Origin of the sequence: Kitasatospora sp. NPDC088160 (assembly GCF_044741445.1) — a bacterium.
Taxonomy (GTDB): Bacteria; Actinomycetota; Actinomycetes; order Streptomycetales; family Streptomycetaceae; genus Kitasatospora.
In genome coordinates this window covers 513,387-530,495 of sequence record NZ_JBIUSS010000001.1, presented here as the reverse complement: position 1 = coordinate 530,495, position 17,109 = coordinate 513,387, and the positions used below count along the sequence as shown (strand labels likewise).

The following is a 17,109-nucleotide window of genomic DNA, read 5'->3' as shown; positions in this document are numbered from 1 at the left end:
GGACGGACGGCGCGGGTGCCCACGCGGCCGCTCATACCGGCTCCCCCACCGGTTCCGGCTGCTCTTCGCGGGTGACCACGGCCCGGTAGGCCGGCTCGGTCCGCATCAGGTCGCGGTGCCGCCCGGCCACGGCCGCCCGGCCGTCGCGCAGCAGCACCACCCGGTCCGCCTGGTCGAGCAGCAGCGGGCTGGTCGCGAAGAGCACGGTGGTGCGCCCCGCCCGGGTGTCCCGCAGTCCGGTGGCGATCCTGGACTCGGTGTGGGCGTCCACCGCGCTGGTCGGCTCGTCCAGGACGAGGACCGGCGGGTCGGCCAGCAGCGCACGGGCCAGGGCGAGTCGCTGGCGCTGCCCGCCGGACAGCGAGCGCCCGCGCTCGGTGATCCGGGCGAGCATCGCGTCGCCCTCGCACTCCGGCGAGCCGTCCACCAGAGCCTCCAGCACGTCGTCGGACCGGGCGGCGGCCAGCGCCTCGGCCACCGAGACCCGCCCCGAGGACGGGATGTCGAACAGCCCGGCCAGGGTGCCGGAGAGCAGCACCGGCTCCTTGTCGTGGACCAGCACCGCCGCCCTGGCCTCGGCCAGCGGTACCGCGTCCAGCTCCGTCCCGCCGAGCCGGACGGAGGGCTGCTCCGGCTCGTCGCCGGCGGCTGGGACGTGCCCGCCGAGCCGCCCGGCGAGCGCCCCGGCGAAGTCCGGGTCCCCGCAGACGACCGCGGTCAGCTCCCCGGCCCGCGCGGTCAGCCCGGTCGCCGGGTCGAACAGGTCGGCGTTCCCCGGCTTGTTCAGCGAGGCCTCGGCCACGCCGCTGGTACGGCTGAGCGAGAGCACCCGGACGGCGCGCCCGGCGGAGACCCGGGCGACGCTCCAGGCGTGTGCGGCCTCGCCCAGGATCCGCAGCGGCGCCGCGAGGAAGGCGGTGGCGCCGTACACGGCGATCAGGGTGCCGACGGCGAGTTCGCCCGCGGCCGCCTGCCGGGCGCCGTACCACGTCACCCCGATCACGAACAGGCCCGGCAACAGGACCTGTTGGGCCTGCATCAGCGACCAGAGCCGGGCCGATCGGACGGCCGCGGCCCGGACCTTCTGGGAGGCGGCCCGGTACCGGTCCAGGAACAGCTCCTCGCCGCCGATGCCGCGCAGCACCCGCAGCCCCGCCACGGTGTCGGCGGCCAGCTCGGTGGCCTTGCCGCCGAGCGTGCGCTGCTGCTCGTACCGCCGCTCGAACGGCCCGATCAGCGGCCAGACGGCGGCTGCCAGCACCGGGACGCCGAGCAGCACCCCGACCCCGAGCACCGGTTCGACGACCAGCACGGACGAGCTGACGGCCAGCCAGACGATCACCGCGGCCCGGACCCGGGCGACGAGTTCGACGTACCAGCCGATCCGCTCGACGTCCCCGCTGCCGACCGCGACGACCTCGCCGGTGGCGATCCGGCAGGACAGCCCGGCGCCCAGGTGCGAGGCCTGCCGGGCCACCAGCTGCCGCACGTGGCACGCCGCGTGGATCCAGTTCCAGACCGCCTGGCGGTGCAGCAGCACGGCACCGAGCGCGGACAGCACGGCGAGCGCCACCGCGAGGGCGCCGGCCCGCCAGATCCCGGCGGCCTCGCCGTCGACGGCGGCCTGCACGCCCCACCCGAGCGGTATCGGCAGCGCCGCCTGGCCGCCCATCTCCAGCAGCGCCCAGCAGGTGGCGAGCACCTGCCCGCGCCGCTGGCCGCGCTGGAGCCAGCGCAGGAAGGCCAGGGGTGAGGAGAGGTCGGGACTGCCGGGGTCGGCCAACGGCAGGGGGGTCAGCAGCATGACGCTCCGATACAGGAGGGTGCGGGACGGCACTGGAGGGTGCTGGAGGGTGCGAACAGGCGTGAGCGGACACGCCGGGAGAAGGTCACGAGCCGGAGGCGCGGGTCTCGCGGCACGGCGGGCCCGGCTCGCGCGAACGACGGAAGCCGGACGGCGGCGGGCGACAGCGCGGCACCTCGCCCCGGCGGCATCGGCGCGTCCGGAGCGGCGCCGGACGGGACGGCCGGGCGTAGGCGGGAAGGGCATGAAGGGCCCGGATCTCAGGAGGTCATGGCCGCGAGCCTGCCAACCCCGATGTGATCCGCGCAACAGGTTTTTTCGCTACCCGGCCCCTGAATCCCCGCCGCAGCGGGCCTCCGGCCCCGCAAGATTCCCCCGAACGGCGGGAACAATCCCGCCCGGGTGCCAGTTGCCCCTTTCTGGAATCACACGGACGACCAGGAGGGCACCCCTTCCCGTGAGCAACATCCCCAACGTCACGCTGAACGACGGCGCGCAGATCCCGCAGCTCGGATTCGGCGTGTGGCAGGTCCCGGACGACGAGGCCACGGCCGCCGTCCGCACCGCGATCGAGGCGGGCTACCGCTCCATCGACACCGCGGCCATCTACGAGAACGAGGCCGGCACCGGCCAGGCGATCACCGAGGCCCTGGCCGGCGGCGTGGCCCGCGAGGACCTCTACATCACCACCAAGCTGTGGAACTCGGGCACCCGCGACTGGTCGGGCGAGCAGGGCCGCGACGCCGTCCTGCGCGAGTTCGACGCGTCGCTGGCCAAGCTCGGCCTCGACTACGTCGACCTCTACCTGATCCACTGGCCGCGCCCGAAGCACGGCAGCTACCTGAACGTCTGGAAGGCCTTCGAGCAGCTGAAGGCGGACGGCCGGGTCAAGTCGGTCGGCGTCTCCAACTTCGGGCCCGAGCAGCTCACCCGGCTGCTCGACGAGACCTCGGTCGTCCCGGTGCTGAACCAGGTCGAGCTGCACCCGTACTTCCCGCAGACCGAGCTGCGCGCCTTCCACGCCCAGCACGGCATCGCCACCGAGGCCTGGAGCCCGCTGGGCCAGGGCAAGGAGCTGCTCGCCGAGCCGGCGCTGGCGAAGATCGCCGAGAAGCACGGCCGCACGGTCGCCCAGGTGGTGCTCCGCTGGCACCTGCAGAGCGGCGTGATCGCGATCCCGAAGTCGGTCACCCCCGCCCGCATCCGGGAGAACCTGGACGTCGCCGGCTTCAAGCTGGACGCCGAGGACCTCGCCGCGATCGCCGGTGTCGCCACCGGCACGCGGATCGGTCCGGACCCGCAGGAGTTCGACTGGAACTGACGGCACCCGCCGTCCGACTTCTCTGACGAGCGGTCATGTCGAACGACCGCCCACCCCGATCAGGGGTGGGCGGTCTTCGGTGTGCCACGATCCGCCGGCGCCAACGAGCAACGGCCTCCGGCGGGTCAGGCCACCAACGCCTTGAGCCGCCAACTCCTTGAACCACCAACGCCTCAAGCCCTCAACACACCGGGCCTTCCGTACGTTGGCGAATCGTTTTGGCTGGCGCTCAAAGGATCCCTCTAGAGCCGCGCCGCCTTGCCGAGGAGCGCCAGCGCGGGCCCGTGCTCACCCTCGTCCAGCGGGGCGAGCAGCAGCCGCTGGACCTCGGCCACGCCGGCCGTCGAACGGTGCAGCAGGTCCTGGCCCGCCGGCGAGAGCGACAGCAGGTTGCGGCGCCCGTCCGAGGGGTCGCGCCGGCGCTGCACCAGACCGCGGCGCACCAGCCGGCTGACCATCTCGGCCATCGTCGCCTTGTCCAGCGAGGCCAGCTCACCGACCGTACGCTGGTCGGCGCCCGGCTCCAGTTCCAGCGCGTCCAGCACCGCGTACTGCGGAGCCGTCAGCTCCGCACCGACGTGCTCCGACCAGAGTTTGGTGTGCACCTGCTGGCCCACCCTGATCAGGTAGCCGATCGCCCGCTGCGCGTCCAGTGTCGGCCGCGCGTCGGAGAACACGGCGACCGCGGCGGGCTCCAGCCTGGCTATCTTGGCCATCACCCGCACGATCTCCACCTGCTCCTCCGCCGTCAGCGGCTCGAACAGGGTGCGCTGCACGCGGACCACACCACCGGTGGCCTCACGCACCGCCTGGGCACCGCTCTGCGAGAGCGCGAGCAGTTTTCGCCGGCCGTCGGCCGGGTCACGCCTTCGCAGCACCAAGCCGCGGCGGACCAGCCGCGCGACCATCTCCGCCATCGTCGCCTTGTCCAGCGAGGCTCGCTCGCCGACCGTCCGCTGGTCGGCACCCGGTTCGAGGGCCAGGACCAGCAGAACGGCGAACTGCGGAGCCGTGAGATCGGCTCCGACATGCTCGGACCACAGCCTGGTGTGAACCTGCTGTGCAACGCGAATCAGGTGTCCGGGCGACTGTTGCAGTCGCGCGGACACGCGGGTCGTCGGGATCTCCCCCAGCACCATGTATCCGTCCCGATGTCACACCCGGTGTGTGTGGGACACCCGGGTGGGGCAGTAACGGCGAGTGGGCGTCCAGCTATGAGGGAGGGCGCTCCAGCCGTGCAGCCGGTGGCTGCTGGCGGACACTATACAAACGGCGGGCCCTTGCTGGCAGGCAGGGGCGGATAGTAGACGCAGGTTCGGCAACATTGGCATATTTACGCGGCCGCCACGCCCTCTCGGTAACCCGTTCTCAGTAGAAAGCCGACCGGTCGGTCCTTACCGACCGTCACGTGCGGCTCTCCGACCCTGTTCGCCCTCCCTACTCGCGGGTAGGGTGTGGCCACCCTCCCCGGGGCGCTCCCCGCGGAGACCACCCCGAGAGAGACGAGAGCGCGCATGACCGAGCAGAGCACCGCCCCCCGGGTCGCCGTCGTCACCGGCGCCGCCCGCGGCCTGGGCGCCGCCACCGCCGTGCAACTGGCCGCCGACGGCTACGCCGTGGCCGTCCTCGACCTGGACGAGACCGCCGGGAAGGACACCGTCGACCGGATCACCGCGGCCGGCGGGCGGGCCCTGGCCGTGGGCGCCGACGTCTCGGACGCCGACCAGGTGCAGGCCGCCGTCGACCGGGTGGCCGCCGAACTCGGCGCCCCCGTCGTGCTGGTCAACAATGCGGGCGTGCTCCGCGACAACCTGCTCTTCAAGATGTCCGAGTCCGACTGGGACACGGTCATGAACGTCCACCTGCGCGGGGCCTTCCTGATGACCCGCGCGGTGCAGAAGCACATGGTGGACGCCGGTTTCGGCCGCATCGTCAACCTGTCCTCCTCCTCCGCCCAGGGCAACCGCGGTCAGGCCAACTACTCGGCCGCCAAGGCCGGTCTGCAGGGCTTCACCAAGACTTTGGCCATTGAGCTGGGCAAGTTCGGCATCACCGCCAACGCCGTGGCGCCCGGCTTCATCGCCACCGACATGACCGCGGCCACCGCCGCCCGGGTCGGCATGGACTTCGAAGACTTCAAGCGGGCTGCGGCCTCCCAGATCCCGGTCCAGCGGGTCGGTCTGCCTGAGGACGTCGCCCACACCATCTCCTTCCTCGCGAGCGAGGGCGCCGGCTTCGTCTCCGGGCAGGTGATCTACGTCGCGGGCGGCCCCCTCGACTGAGCACGGAACCTACACAGGGTTACCACGGAGTGGGAAGCCGGCCGCACCGACCTCCCACTCCGTTTTCTTTACCGGGGCTTTTGCAGAATCATTCGAACACCACACTGGCATTCGATCCGAGAATCACGGAAATCACTCCCCGGGCGGACCTCTCCCCGCCAATTGTCGATTTCACGGGAAAATGACAAATCCCTCCGGAATAGCCCCGGCCGGATGGGTAAGGTCACCCCCGTGCAAGCCCCGAGTACCCCCGCGCCCTATCCCAACCAGGGGCCGGAGCAGCTCACCACCACCCACCGCGAGCGCCCGAGCCCCGAACGAGTCCACCGCCGCGAGCCCGGCTGGCCGCCGATGAGCCGCCGACAGGCCGCCCTGCTCGCCGTGACCTGCGTCGCCTACCTGCTGGTCCTGGCCGGTGTCCTGCTCAACACCGCCCTGGTCGACCTCGACTGGTCGGTCCGGCTGTTCCGCCCCTACGACCACTGGCCCAGCCTGGAACCGCTGCTCGACACCTGGGTGGTCGCCGGGCAACGCGGCCCCTCCGCCATCGCCGCCTTCGTCTGGCTCGGCTGGCGCGCGCACCGGCTGGGGCGGCTGCGCCCGCTGCTGGTGATGGCCGTCGCGCTGCTGCTGCTCAACGTCACGGTCGGCGCGGTCAAGATCGTCACCGGCCGGCTCGGCCCGCACTACGCCCAGTACGTCGGCTCGCCCGAACTGTTCTCCGGCGGCACCATCTTCCCGTCCGGTCACACCGCCAACGCGGTCGTCACCTGGGGCGTGCTCGCCTACCTCGCGGTCCGCTGGCGGCGCACCGGCGCGGTGATCGCCGCCGCCACCGCCTGCTCGATCGGCCTGACCACGCTCTACCTGGGCACCCACTGGGTCACCGACGTGCTGGCCGGCTGGGCCGCCGGACTGCTGGTGCTGCTCTCGCTGCCGCTGCTGGAGCCGATGGTCGTCGCCGCCGAACAGCGGTTGGCCCGGCGGCCGGGCCACTGAGCCCGCACGCCAAGACCACCGGGAGGACGGCCCTACCCCTCCCAGCTGCGCTCGACCACGCCGTCGCGCACCGCGAGGTTGAGCCGGCCCTCACGGTGGTCCATGGTCATCATCGCCCCCGGCTCCAGAACCCGGACCGAGGCCCAGCCGTGCCGCCGGGCCAGCTCCCGGGCCCGTTCGATCCGCAGCCCCGCGTAGCCCTCGGCGTCCGCCGCCGCGTCCGACCCCGTCATCGCGTCTCCCCCGCTCTCCCCCACGGACGTACGCTGGAATCGTAGCCCCCACCCGCGCGGCCCGGAGGTGAACGGCCATGCGCACCACCACCCCGCGACGGCCGTGGCGCAGCGGCACCGAGCCGGCCACCGCCCGCAGCGACCTCAAGCTCCGCTACCTGCTGTCGCTCACCTTCACACCGCTGTTCGCGCTCGCGACGGCGGGCTTCGCGATCTGGGCGGCGGCCTCCCCCGCCAACGGCGCCCCCAGCCAGGGGACCCTGACCGGCTTCGCCGTCGCCTGCGGTCTGCTCACCCTGTTCGCCACCGTCGATCTCATCGTGGTCATCCGGCGCCGCCGGACCGAGCTCTGACACGGTGTCTCCCACGGAGTGGGAAGTCGGCCCGGCCGACTTCCCACTCCCGGGGCACTTCCGCAACACTTCCGCACCGCCACCGAGCACCCACCCAGAGCCGGCCCGGAACCGGCTCAGCGGCTGCCGACCGCCTGCTTCACCAGCGTCCGCCCGAAGTCCCACATCAGCCCGCTCCCCCGGTGAGCGTCATCCATGATGTCGGTGAAGGCGTCCACGAACCGGTCGACGTCGCGCTCCGTGATGATCAGCGGCGGGATCAGCTTGATCACCTCCAGGTGGTCACCGGACACCTGGGTCAGGATCCGATGCCGCTGGAGCAGCGGGACGACCACCATCTGGGCGAACAGCCCCTTGCGCGCGGCTTGCAGGGCCGTCCAGCCGGTGCGCAGCTTGAGCGACTTGGGCCGGCCGAACTCGATGCCGATCATCAGCCCCCGGCCGCGCACCTCGGCGAGCAGCTCGTACCGGTCGACCAGCGCGGCCAGCCGCTCGCGCAACTGGTCGCCGACCTGACGCGCGTTCTCCACCACCTTCTCCTCGCGCATCACCTCCAGGGTCGCCAGTCCGGCCGCCATCGCCTGGGCGTTGGCGCCGAAGCTGGCCGAGTGCACCAGCACCCGGTCCATCGAGGAGTACACCTTCTCGAAGATCCAGCTCTTGCCGAGCGTCGCCCCGACCGGTACGTAGCCGCCGGAGAGCGCCTTGGCCGCGCAGACCAGGTCGGGCAGCACGCCCTCCTCGTGCTGGTAGGCGAAGAACTCGCCGGTACGGCCGATCCCGGTCTGCACCTCGTCGCAGATCAGCAGCGCCCTGTGCTCGTGCAGCAGGGCCTGCGCGGCGCGCAGCCAGCCGGGCGGCGGCGCCAGGACGCCCTTGCCCTGGATCGGCTCGACGATCAGGGCCGCAACATCGCCGCGCCTCAGCTCCTTGGCCAGCGCGCCGAGGTCGCCGAGCGGGATGGCGGTGTCCGGCAATAGCGGGTCGAAGCCCTTGCGGAAACCGCTCTCCCCGTTGACGGAGAGCGAGCCGGTGGTCAGCCCGTGGAAGGCGTGGTCGGCGTACAGGACGCGCCTGCGGCCGGTGGCGTACCGGGCGAACTTGAGCGCGGTCTCCACCGCCTCGGTGCCGCTGTTGCCGAAGAACACCCGGTCCAGCCCGGGCGCGTACGAGAGCAGCCGCTCGGCGAGCAGCCCGGGCAGCGGCGAGCAGTCGAAGCGGACCAGGTCCGGCAGGTCGAGGTCCATCACCTGCTGGATCGCCGACCGCACGACCGGGTGGTGGCGGCCCAGCGCGAAGATGCCGAAGCCGGCCAGCATGTCGAGGTACTCGTTGCCCTCGGCGTCGTAGAAGTACGGGCCCTTGGCGCGCTCGTAGTACTTGTCGAACCCGATGGTGTGCAGCATGCGCGGCAGCTGCGGGTTGAGGTGGCGGCCGTGCAGCTCGTACCGCTCGGCGCCGCGTTCGGCGATCAGCGCGGCGAGGTCGAAGCTGGCGGCGGCGGTGCGGTCGGGGTCAGCCGGCATGGCGCTGGTTCGCTCCTCGGTTCGGTAGCAGGTTCTTGGCGAAGACGGCGGTCTGCGCGGCGACTCCGGTGCCGGTCAGGCCGGTCTCCTCCAGGATCTCCCCGCGGGCGGCGTGGCCGAGGAACTCCTGCGGCAGGCCGAGCACCCGCACCGGCACGTCCACGTCGGCGTCGCGCAGCGCCTGGGCGACGGCGGCGCCGACGCCACCGGTGCGGCCGTTGTCCTCGACGGTGACGACCAGCCGGTGGGCGGCGGCCAGTTCCGGCAGGGCCGGGTCGACCGGTTTGACCCAGCGGGGGTCGACGACGGTCGCGGTGAAGCCCTCGGCGAGCAGCAGCCGGGCGGCGTCCAGGCAGGCGGCGGCGGTGGTGCCGACCGCGACCAGGAGGATCTCCGACGGCCGGCCGGTGCGCAGCAGGACGTCCATCCCGCCGATCCGCTCGACGGCCGGCACGGCGGGCCCGATGGTGGCCTTGGGGAAGCGGACCACGGTGGGGGCGTCCGCGACCTCGACGGCCTCGCGCAGCTGGGCCCGCAGCTGGTCGGCGTCGCGCGGGGCGGCGAGCCTGAGGCCCGGGACGACCTGCAGGATCGACATGTCCCACATGCCGTTGTGCGAGGCGCCGTCGCTGCCGGTGACCCCGGAGCGGTCGAGGACGAAGGTGACACCGAGCCGGTGCAGGGCGACGTCCATCAGGACCTGGTCGAAGGCCCGGTTCAGGAAGGTCGCGTAGACGGCGACGACCGGGTGCAGGCCGCCGGTGGCGAGGCCGGCGGCGGAGGTGACGGCGTGCTGCTCGGCGATGCCGACGTCGAAGGTGCGTTCCGGGAAGGCCTTGGCGAAGCGGGCCAGGCCCACCGGTTGGAGCATGGCCGCGGTGATCGCCACCAGGTCGGGCCGCTCGGCGCCGAGCGCGACCAGCTCGTCGCCGAACACCGAGGTCCAGGACACTCCGCCGCTGGGCGAGATCGGCAGGCAGGTGTACGGGTCGATCGGGTTGACGGCGTGGAAGCGGTCGGCCTCGTCCTGTTCGGCGGGCCGGTAGCCGCGTCCCTTGACGGTGAGGCAGTGCACGATGACGGGGCCGCCGAAGTTGCGCGCCTGGCGCAGCGCCTGTTCGACGGCGCCGAGGTCGTGGCCGTCGATCGGCCCGAGGTACTTCAGCCCGAGGTCCTCGAACATGCCCTGTGGCGCGAAGGCGTCCTTGAAGCCCTTCTTGGCCCCGTGCAGCGCGTCGAAGATCGGCTGGCCGACGAGCGGGGTGCGCTGCAGCGCACCTTTGCCGAGGGCGAGGAAGCGTTCGTACCCCTGGGTGGTGCGCAGGGTGGCCAGGTGGTTGGCGAGGCCGCCGATGGTCCTGGCGTAGGAGCGCTCGTTGTCGTTGACGACGATGACCAGCGGCCGGTCGCGGGCCTCGGCGATGTTGTTGAGCGCCTCCCAGGCGAGCCCGCCGGTGAGCGCGCCGTCGCCGATCACCGCGACGGTGTGCCGGTCGTGCTGGCCGAGCAGTCGGGCGGCCTTGGCGAGGCCGTCGGCGTAGGACAGGGCGGTGGAGGCGTGCGAGTTCTCGACCAGGTCGTGTTCGGACTCGCCGCGCGAGGGGTAGCCGGAGAGCCCGCCCTTCATCCGCAGCCGGGAGAAGTCCTGGCGGCCGGTGAGCAGTTTGTGGACGTAGCTCTGGTGACCGGTGTCGAAGACGATCCGGTCGTACGGGGAGTCGAAGACCCGGTGCAGGGCGATGGTCAGCTCGACCACGCCGAGGTTGGGCCCGAGGTGTCCGCCGGTGCGGGTGACGGCGTCGATCAGGAACGCGCGGATCTCGTCGGCGAGCAGCGGGAGTTCGACCGCCGGAAGCTTTCGCAGTTCGGCCGGGGACGTGACGCTGGAGAGCAGTGACATGGGTACACCTCACGACTCGGAGTGGTGCGGTGGTGCCGCCGCCCGGCGGGAGCGGGGCCGGCCCGGGCGCGGGGCCCGGGCCGGACGGGGTGTCCTCGGGAGCGGTGGCGCGGTCGAACGACCGGCTCAGTGGCCGCGGTTGGCGCCGATGGTCTCGGTGATGGCGCGCAGCGACTCCTTGAGCGAGCCCATGGTGGCGAGTACGGCGGTCGGCTCGTAGCCGCAGTGCGCCATGCAGTTGGCGCAGCGCGGGTCCTTGCCGCGGCCGTACTTGCTCCAGTCGGTCTTCTCGACGAGTTCGCGGTAGGTGGGCACGTAGCCGTCGGCCATCAGGTAGCAGGGCCGCTGCCAGCCGAACAGCGAGTAGTTGGGGATGCCCCAGGGGGTGCACTCGAAGTCGGCCTTGCCCTCCAGGAAGTCCAGGAAGAGCGGGCTGTGGTTGAGCCGCCAGCGGCTCCGGTTGCCGCCGGCGAAGGCCTTGCGGAAGAGCTCCCGGGTCTGGTCGACGCCGAGGAAGTGCTCCTGGTCGGGGGCCTTCTCGTAGGCGTAGGCCGGGGAGATCATCATCTCGTCGACCTTGAGCTCGTCGTTGAGGAAGTCCAGCACCTCGATGATGGTCTGCGGGGTGTCGGTGTTGAAGAAGGTGCTGTTGGTGGTGACCCGGAAGCCGCGCCGCTTGGCCTCCTTGATCGCCGCCACCGCCTCGTCGAAGGTGCCCTCCTTGGCCACCGACTCGTCGTGCCGCTCGCGCATGCCGTCGATGTGCACGGCGAAGGTGAAGTACGGCGAGGGCTTGAACTTGTCCATCTTCTTGCGCATCAGCAGCGCGTTGGTGCAGAGGAAGACGTACTTGCGGCGCTCGACGAGCTGGCGGACGATCTCGTCGATCTGCGGGTGCATCAGTGGCTCGCCGCCGGCGATCGAGACCATCGGGGCACCCGACTCCAGGACCGCGCCGACCGCCTGGGCCACCGGCATCCGCTGCTTCAGCACACCCGCCGGGTGCTGGATCTTGCCACAGCCCTCACAGGCGAGGTTGCAGGCGAACAGCGGCTCCAGTTCGACGATCAGCGGGAACTTGTCCCGGCGCTTGAGCAGCTTCTGCTGCATGAGGTAGGTGCCGACCCGCACGGTCTGGCGCAACGGCATGGCCATGGCTAGCTCGCCTCCTGGGGGAGCGTCGAGGATGTGGGGTGGTTCAGGTCCGCGGGGCCGGGCCGGGACTCCTGCCGGTACCAGTCGACCAGGGCGGGTACCGCCGCCCGCAGGGTCCGCCAGGCACGCACCCCCGCCGGGAGGGTTCCGAGCCGCAGCAGTTCGCGCTCGGGGGTGTCCACGACCACCCGCAGGACGGCGGCGGGCAGCGTCGGCCGCCGTTCCCGCAGCGCGGCCAGCACGGCGGCGGCCTCCATGTCGACGGCGAGCGCGCCCTGGAGGTGCAGGGCCCGCCGTTCGAGGCCGCGGACGACGTGGTCGGCGGTGTGGTGCACCCCGGCGTGCGCGGTCAGGCCGAGCTCCTTGAGGGCCCTGGCGAGCTCCGGTCCGGAGTCGACGGGGTACAGGTGCCCCTCCGCGTCGCGCACGCCGCCGGCGACCACGATGTCGCCCGGCAGCACGCCCGGGCCGACCGCGGCGCCGAAGCCGGCCACCACGACCGCGCCGTAGCCGCCGGGGGCGGAGCCGAGCAGCCGGCGGACGGTCAGCGCGGCCCGCCGCCGGCCCATGCCGGTGCGCACCAGCACCGGCGGCCCGCCGGCCGCGCCGCGCCAGTCGCCGCCGCGCAGCGCCCAGACCTCGGGGCCCAGCGCGCAGAGCACCAGCAGCGGTGCGGTGGTCACCGCGCCGCCCCGATCGCCGGGGTGTCGCCGTTCCTGCCGCCGAAGGCGGGGCTGCCGTGCAGGTAGCGGCCGAGCGCGGTGACCGGGAAGACCAACCGGTACAGGTGGTAGTTGATGGAGAAGTCCCACGGGAAGCCGGTGCCGGTGAACTGCGGCTCGTCCCAGGTGCCCTCGGGCAGCTGGGTGCACACCAGCCAGTCCACGCCGCGTTCCACCGCCGGGTTGGCCCGGCCGTCCGGGCCCTCCCCGGCCGCGAGCAGCGCCATCAGCGCCCACGCGGTCTGCGAGGCGGTGGAGTCGCCGCGCCCGGCCCAGCGGGCCGGGTCCTCGTAGGAGCGCATGTCCTCGCCCCAGCCGCCGTCGGTGTTCTGCCGGTCCTCCAGCCAGCGGACGGCCCGCCGGATCGCCGGGTGCTCGTCCGGGACGCCGGCCGCGACCAGGGCGGGCAGCACCGAGCCGGTGCCGTAGATGTAGTTGGTGCCCCAGCGGCCGAACCAGGAGCCGTCCGCCTCCTGGTTGTGCAGCAGCCACTCGACGCCGCGCCGGGTGCGCCGGTCGCGGGCCCGGCCGGTCTCGGCGAGCATCTCCACCACGTGGGCGGTGACGTCGGCGGACGGCGGGTCGACCACCTCGCCGAAGTCGCAGAACGGCAGCTTGTTGGGCAGCGTGCTGGTGTTGTCGACGTCGAAGGCGCCCCAGGCCCCGTTCTTGGACTGCATGCCGAGGTTCCAGAGCACGCCGCGGTCCATCGCCGCATCGACCTTGGCCGGGTCGGGGTGGTCGACCCGGCCCAGCGCGAGCACCACCTCGGCGGTGTCGTCGATGTCGGGGTAGGTGTCGTTCTCGAACTCGAAGGCCCAGCCGCCGGGGGCCAGCGAGGGCCGCTGGACGGACCAGTCGCCGTCCTTGCGGATCTCCTCGCCGAGCATCCAGTCGACGGCCGAGACCAGCGCCGGGTGGTCGGCCGGCAGCCCGGCGTCGACCAGCGCGATGGTGGCCAGGCAGGTGTCCCAGACCGGGGACTGGCAGGCCTCCAGCCAGCGGCGGCCGTCCTCGGTGTGCACGGTGAAGCGGTCGAAGGAGGAGAGTCCGGCCTTCATCACCGGGTGCTCCAGCTCGTAGCCCTCCAGGTGCAGGGCGATCAGCGAGTACACGGCCGGCGGCTGGATGCCGCCCCAGCAGCCGTCGGCCTCCTGCCGTTCGACGATCCAGCGGCAGGCCTGCGAGACGGCGAGCCGGCGCAGCGGGCGCAGGGCCCGGTGGTGGTAGGCGTGCAGGACCTTGTCGAGGCGCTCGAAGAGGCCGTCCCAGCTGGTGGCGGGGGCGAGCGGCCGGTCGGGGTAGGGGTGGTCCGGGTCGGTGTGCAGCTCGGTGAGCGGGAAGGGCGCCGGACGGACGGGGCGGTGGGCCGAGACGACGGTCAGCGGGACGATGGTCTGGCGGGCCCAGCAGCCGAAGGCGTAGATGTTCAGCGGCAGCCACTTGGGCAGGAAGATGATCTCGGGCGGCATCTCGGGGAGCCGTTCCCACGGCCACCAGCCGAAGAGCGCGAGCCAGATCCGGGTGAAGACCCGGGCGGCCGCGATGCCCCCGGCGGAGCGGACGTACCGCGCGGCGGCCACCATGTGCGGGGCCTCGGGGTCGTCGCCGGCGAGTTTGAGGGCGACGTACGCCTCGACGGTGGTGGACAGTTCGGCCGGCCCGCCGTGGAAGGTGGCCCAGGTGCCGTCCTCCCGTTGCTGGGACCGGATCCACTCGGCGGTGGCCTTGGTCTGGTCCTCGGTCCGGATCCCGAGGAACTGCCGCAGCAGTAAGTCCTCGGCGTCCATCGTGACGTTGGTCTCCAGGTCGCCCTTCCACCAGCCCTCGGAGCTCTGCAGCGAGAGCAGGTGGGTGGTGGCACGGGCCAGGGCCTCCTGCGCGTCGGCCGCTCCGAGGTCCGCCTCACCGGCCGGCCGGAGCTGGTCGGTGTCTTCGGGCTGCCACCGCCCGGCGCCCAGCAGGGTCGGGGGGCGGTCGCCCACCGCGACCGGCTCGGAATCGTACTCAGGGTCGAGCCGGCCGTCCGCGGTTGCTGTCAACGTAACGTCACCTCTCTCGTACCACCACGAATTCGGCGAGTGCGACGAAGTGCTCGCGCACCTCGTCGGACATGGGCACCTCGTCCAGGGCGGCGAGGGCAGTCGTGTGCTGGCGGCGGGCTTCCTCCTGGGTCCAGGCGCGGCCGCCGGCCTCTTCGATCAGCGCGGCCCGGGCGGCGAGCTCGGGCTCGCCCTCCTCGCCGCGGCCCTTCGGGTCGGCCAGCTGCTCGGCGAGCCGGCGCGAGGCCGCGCCGCCCTCGGCCAACGCGGCGGCGACCGGCAGGGACTTCTTGCGCTGGCGCAGATCGCCCCAGTGCGGCTTGCCGGTGACCTCGGTGGCGCCCCAGATGCCGAGCAGGTCGTCCACCGCCTGGAAGGCCAGGCCCAGGTGGTGGCCGTAGCGCTCGAGCGGTTCGGAGACCTTGTCGTCGGCCCCGGCCAGGACGGCGCCGATCGCCGAGGCGGCCGCCAGCAGCGCCGCGGTCTTGCCGCCCTCCATCTCCAGGCACTCGGCGACGGTGACGCTGTCGCGCTGTTCGAAGGCGACGTCCATGGCCTGGCCGTCGATCAGTCGGCGGGTCGCCGTGGTGAGCAGCCGGACGGCCCGCGCGGCGTCGGTGGGGCTCGTACCGCCGGGCACCGCGGCGTCGAGCAGCACCTCCGTGCCGAGCGTCGCCAGGGCGTCGCCGACCAGGATCGCCTGAGCCGGACCGAAGACCGTCCAGGCGGTGGCCCGGTGCCGCCGGGTCTCGTCACCGTCCATCAGATCATCATGGAGCAGGGAGAAGTTGTGCACCAGTTCAACCGCGACCCCGCCCGGCACGCCGACCTCGGCGGCGGCGCCGGTGGCCCGGGCGGAGAGCAGGGCCAGGGCGGGGCGCACGGCCTTGCCGCCGTCGCCCTTGGACGGAGTGCCGTCCCGGTCGATCCAGCCGAAGTGGTACGCGGCGACGGTGTCCATCGGTGCGGCCAAACGGGCGACGGCGGACCGTAGCGGCGGGGTGCAGAGCGTGCGGCTGCGGGCCAGCAGCTCCGGCACCGAGACCGGTTCGGCGTGCGCCGTGCCTCCGACGGCGCTGCCGGTGCGTGACTCCACGTGCGTTCCCTCTCCCTCGTGGTGCCGGACCGCCCGGGGCTGCCGGGTGCTTGCGCTGTCGGTGCGGCTGGTGTCGATGTGGCCGGTGTCGATGCGGCTCGGGTCGGTGCGGCTGGTGCCGGTGTCACCGCTGTCAGTGCCGCCGGTGCCGCCGGTGCGGCCGGTGTCGTTCCCGCCGCGGTCGACGGGAGGCCCGCCGGCTCTGGCGGGGTCCCCGGCGGCGCCCGCCGTCACCGGGGCCACCTCCCGTCGCCCCGATCCACCGGGAGCCGGCTGCCGGCCGCGGCGAGCGCCGCGTCGGCCGCGGCGTGGCCGCTGCGCACAGCCCCCTCCATGGTCGCGGGCCAGCCGGTGGCCGTCCACGCGCCGGCCAGCAAGAGGCCGGGGACGTCCGTGCGGGCCGACGGGCGCAGCAGCGCGCTGCCGGGCGCCGGGTCGAAGGTGGCGGTGCGCTCACGGGTGACGAAGAAGTCCAGCACCTCGGCCCCGGCGGCGGCCGGGAGCAGTCGCGCCAGCTCCGGCAGGTACCGGCGGCGCAGCTCCGCGACCGGCAGGTCGATCTCGTCCTGGACGGCGGACTGCGAGAGCGCCAGGTACTGGGCTCCGGGGTGGGCCCGGCCGAGCCCGGTGCCGGCCAGGCCGGAGTGCGCGGTGCGGTCGAAGACCCACTGCACCGGGGAGCCGAGGGCGGCGAAGAACGGCCGCCGCAGCACCTTGCGGTCGTAGACCACGTGCACGTTGAGGATCGGCGCGGTGCCGAAGTCGGCCAGCCGGTCCTGGCCGGGGAGGGCGTTCGGGGGCAGCAGGGCGGCCGCGCTGTCCTGGGCGCCGGCCAGCACGACGGTCTCGGCGGCGAGCGGCTCCGCGTCGCCTTCCAGATGGACGGCGTGCTGGGGCACCGCCGGCTTGAGCTCCGCGACGCGGGCGCGCAGCAGCACCTTCACGCCGGCGCGTTCCAGCTCGGCGAGCGCCCGGTCGTGGTGGATCACGCCGAGCGGGACGGCGGCCGTGCCGATGTCGGAGGCGCCCGGGTCGGAGAGCAGGCCGGTCTTGAAGACCATCGCCGCCAGCGCCAGCGACACCTGGTCGGCCCGGGCGTTCAGGGTGGCGACGCCGACCAGGTCCCAGAGCGCGGCGAGGGTGTTCGCGTTCTGCCCGTTGCGGCGCAGCCACTCGCCGAAGGAGATCTCGTCCAGTGCCGGGTCGGCGAGGTCCAGGCCCTGGAGCGCCAGCGCGCCGCGGACCACCCGGGCGCGGTCGGCCGGCCCGAGGTGCGGGTAGCGGGCGAGGCTGCCGGCCAGGTGCAGCGGGACGGGCAGGCCGGCCCGGCGCAGCCGCCCGAGGGTGCGCACCGGGGCCGCGTCCGGCCCGGAGACGGAGAGCACCGGGACGTCCAGCCGGTCCTGCAGGTGGACCAGCCGGGCGGCGCCGAGCCGCTCCAGCAGGCCGCGGTAGGCGGTGCAGCAGCGCAGGTACACGTGCTGGCCGTTGTCGACGGTCAGCTCGCCGCGCTGGAAGGAGAACGCCAGCCCGCCGAGCCTGGGCCGCCCCTCGACCAGCGTGACCCGGTGGTCGGCCTCGGCCAGCCGCAGCGCGGCGGTGATCCCGGCCAGGCCGCCGCCGACCACCACGGCGGCCGGGCGCGCGGCATCGGCTCGCCCGGTCATCGGCCCTCC

General features: G+C 73.2%; 14 protein-coding genes. 4 read left to right on the top strand and 10 right to left on the bottom strand.

All coding sequences use genetic code 11. From position 1 onward, the window contains the following. Window positions 1–31: 31 nt before the first annotated feature. Window positions 32–1,804, bottom strand: coding sequence for an ABC transporter transmembrane domain-containing protein (locus ACIOGZ_RS02220; protein ID WP_400805240.1), 1,773 nt, complete (start codon window positions 1,802–1,804; stop codon window positions 32–34). Between the two features lie 457 nt (window positions 1,805–2,261). Here ACIOGZ_RS02220 and ACIOGZ_RS02215 point away from each other — a divergent pair, with 457 nt between their 5' ends. Continuing rightward, window positions 2,262–3,125 carry an aldo/keto reductase gene (locus ACIOGZ_RS02215; protein WP_400984445.1) on the top strand — a complete coding sequence of 288 codons (864 nt, stop codon included), beginning with the start codon at window positions 2,262–2,264 and terminating at the stop codon, window positions 3,123–3,125. 242 nt (window positions 3,126–3,367) lie between these two features. Here ACIOGZ_RS02215 and ACIOGZ_RS02210 read toward each other — a convergent pair whose 3' ends face one another. Beyond that, window positions 3,368–4,264, bottom strand: coding sequence for a MarR family winged helix-turn-helix transcriptional regulator (locus ACIOGZ_RS02210; protein ID WP_363585873.1), 897 nt, complete (start codon window positions 4,262–4,264; stop codon window positions 3,368–3,370). 375 nt (window positions 4,265–4,639) lie between these two features. Between ACIOGZ_RS02210 and fabG the strand changes: the two genes are divergently transcribed. Then, on the top strand, window positions 4,640–5,407 hold the full coding sequence (gene fabG, locus ACIOGZ_RS02205) for a 3-oxoacyl-ACP reductase FabG (protein ID WP_350875567.1): 768 nt from the start codon (window positions 4,640–4,642) through the stop codon (window positions 5,405–5,407). Window positions 5,408–5,638: 231 nt separating this feature from the next. Next, window positions 5,639–6,406: a phosphatase PAP2 family protein gene (locus tag ACIOGZ_RS02200; protein WP_363585871.1), complete on the top strand. Its 768-nt coding sequence runs from the start codon at window positions 5,639–5,641 to the stop codon at window positions 6,404–6,406. 32 nt (window positions 6,407–6,438) lie between these two features. On the opposite strand, the gene ACIOGZ_RS02195 is transcribed toward ACIOGZ_RS02200, so the two are convergent. Beyond that, window positions 6,439–6,639: an I78 family peptidase inhibitor gene (locus ACIOGZ_RS02195; protein WP_063350104.1), complete on the bottom strand. Its 201-nt coding sequence runs from the start codon at window positions 6,637–6,639 to the stop codon at window positions 6,439–6,441. A 77-nt stretch (window positions 6,640–6,716) separates the two neighbouring features. Here ACIOGZ_RS02195 and ACIOGZ_RS02190 point away from each other — a divergent pair, with 77 nt between their 5' ends. Next, window positions 6,717–6,992: a DUF6343 family protein gene (locus tag ACIOGZ_RS02190; RefSeq protein ID WP_363585870.1), complete on the top strand. Its 276-nt coding sequence runs from the start codon at window positions 6,717–6,719 to the stop codon at window positions 6,990–6,992. Between the two features lie 116 nt (window positions 6,993–7,108). On the opposite strand, the gene ACIOGZ_RS02185 is transcribed toward ACIOGZ_RS02190, so the two are convergent. The 7 genes from ACIOGZ_RS02185 to hpnE all read right to left on the bottom strand — a co-directional run bounded on the left by ACIOGZ_RS02185 (window position 7,109) and on the right by hpnE (window position 17,100). Continuing rightward, the gene (locus ACIOGZ_RS02185; RefSeq protein ID WP_363631516.1) at window positions 7,109–8,518 is read right to left on the bottom strand and encodes an aspartate aminotransferase family protein; all 1,410 of its coding nucleotides are present in this window, start codon (window positions 8,516–8,518) and stop codon (window positions 7,109–7,111) included. Continuing rightward, window positions 8,508–10,418 carry a 1-deoxy-D-xylulose-5-phosphate synthase gene (gene dxs / locus ACIOGZ_RS02180; RefSeq protein WP_363585868.1) on the bottom strand — a complete coding sequence of 637 codons (1,911 nt, stop codon included), beginning with the start codon at window positions 10,416–10,418 and terminating at the stop codon, window positions 8,508–8,510. Before dxs ends, ACIOGZ_RS02185 begins: the two co-directional genes overlap by 11 nt. A gap of 126 nt (window positions 10,419–10,544) precedes the next feature. After that, window positions 10,545–11,573: an adenosyl-hopene transferase HpnH gene (gene hpnH / locus ACIOGZ_RS02175; protein ID WP_063350100.1), complete on the bottom strand. Its 1,029-nt coding sequence runs from the start codon at window positions 11,571–11,573 to the stop codon at window positions 10,545–10,547. Window positions 11,574–11,575: 2 nt separating this feature from the next. After that, complete coding sequence (locus tag ACIOGZ_RS02170; protein ID WP_400984442.1) at window positions 11,576–12,256, bottom strand: 1-hydroxy-2-methyl-2-butenyl 4-diphosphate reductase; 681 nt, start codon at window positions 12,254–12,256, stop codon at window positions 11,576–11,578. Next, window positions 12,253–14,337 carry a squalene--hopene cyclase gene (gene shc, locus ACIOGZ_RS02165; protein ID WP_400984439.1) on the bottom strand — a complete coding sequence of 695 codons (2,085 nt, stop codon included), beginning with the start codon at window positions 14,335–14,337 and terminating at the stop codon, window positions 12,253–12,255. The genes ACIOGZ_RS02170 and shc overlap by 4 nt, the downstream gene beginning before the upstream one ends. A gap of 7 nt (window positions 14,338–14,344) precedes the next feature. Continuing rightward, the gene (locus ACIOGZ_RS02160) at window positions 14,345–15,433 is read right to left on the bottom strand and encodes a polyprenyl synthetase family protein (RefSeq protein WP_400805306.1); all 1,089 of its coding nucleotides are present in this window, start codon (window positions 15,431–15,433) and stop codon (window positions 14,345–14,347) included. A 230-nt stretch (window positions 15,434–15,663) separates the two neighbouring features. Then, a complete protein-coding gene (hpnE, locus tag ACIOGZ_RS02155) occupies window positions 15,664–17,100 on the bottom strand; it encodes a hydroxysqualene dehydroxylase HpnE (RefSeq protein ID WP_400805235.1) in 1,437 nt (478 codons plus the stop codon). Window positions 17,101–17,109 lie beyond the last annotated feature (9 nt).

Coding starts and splice junctions, on each gene's coding strand:
- dxs (WP_363585868.1), bottom strand. CDS start 10,418: ATGTCACTGCTCTCCAGCGTCACGTCCCCGGCCGAACTGCGAAAGCTT.
- ACIOGZ_RS02210 (WP_363585873.1), bottom strand. CDS start 4,264: ATGGTGCTGGGGGAGATCCCGACGACCCGCGTGTCCGCGCGACTGCAA.
- hpnH (WP_063350100.1), bottom strand. CDS start 11,573: ATGGCCATGCCGTTGCGCCAGACCGTGCGGGTCGGCACCTACCTCATG.
- ACIOGZ_RS02185 (WP_363631516.1), bottom strand. CDS start 8,518: ATGCCGGCTGACCCCGACCGCACCGCCGCCGCCAGCTTCGACCTCGCC.
- fabG (WP_350875567.1), top strand. CDS start 4,640: ATGACCGAGCAGAGCACCGCCCCCCGGGTCGCCGTCGTCACCGGCGCC.
- ACIOGZ_RS02220 (WP_400805240.1), bottom strand. CDS start 1,804: ATGCTGCTGACCCCCCTGCCGTTGGCCGACCCCGGCAGTCCCGACCTC.
- hpnE (WP_400805235.1), bottom strand. CDS start 17,100: ATGACCGGGCGAGCCGATGCCGCGCGCCCGGCCGCCGTGGTGGTCGGC.
- ACIOGZ_RS02190 (WP_363585870.1), top strand. CDS start 6,717: ATGCGCACCACCACCCCGCGACGGCCGTGGCGCAGCGGCACCGAGCCG.
- ACIOGZ_RS02195 (WP_063350104.1), bottom strand. CDS start 6,639: ATGACGGGGTCGGACGCGGCGGCGGACGCCGAGGGCTACGCGGGGCTG.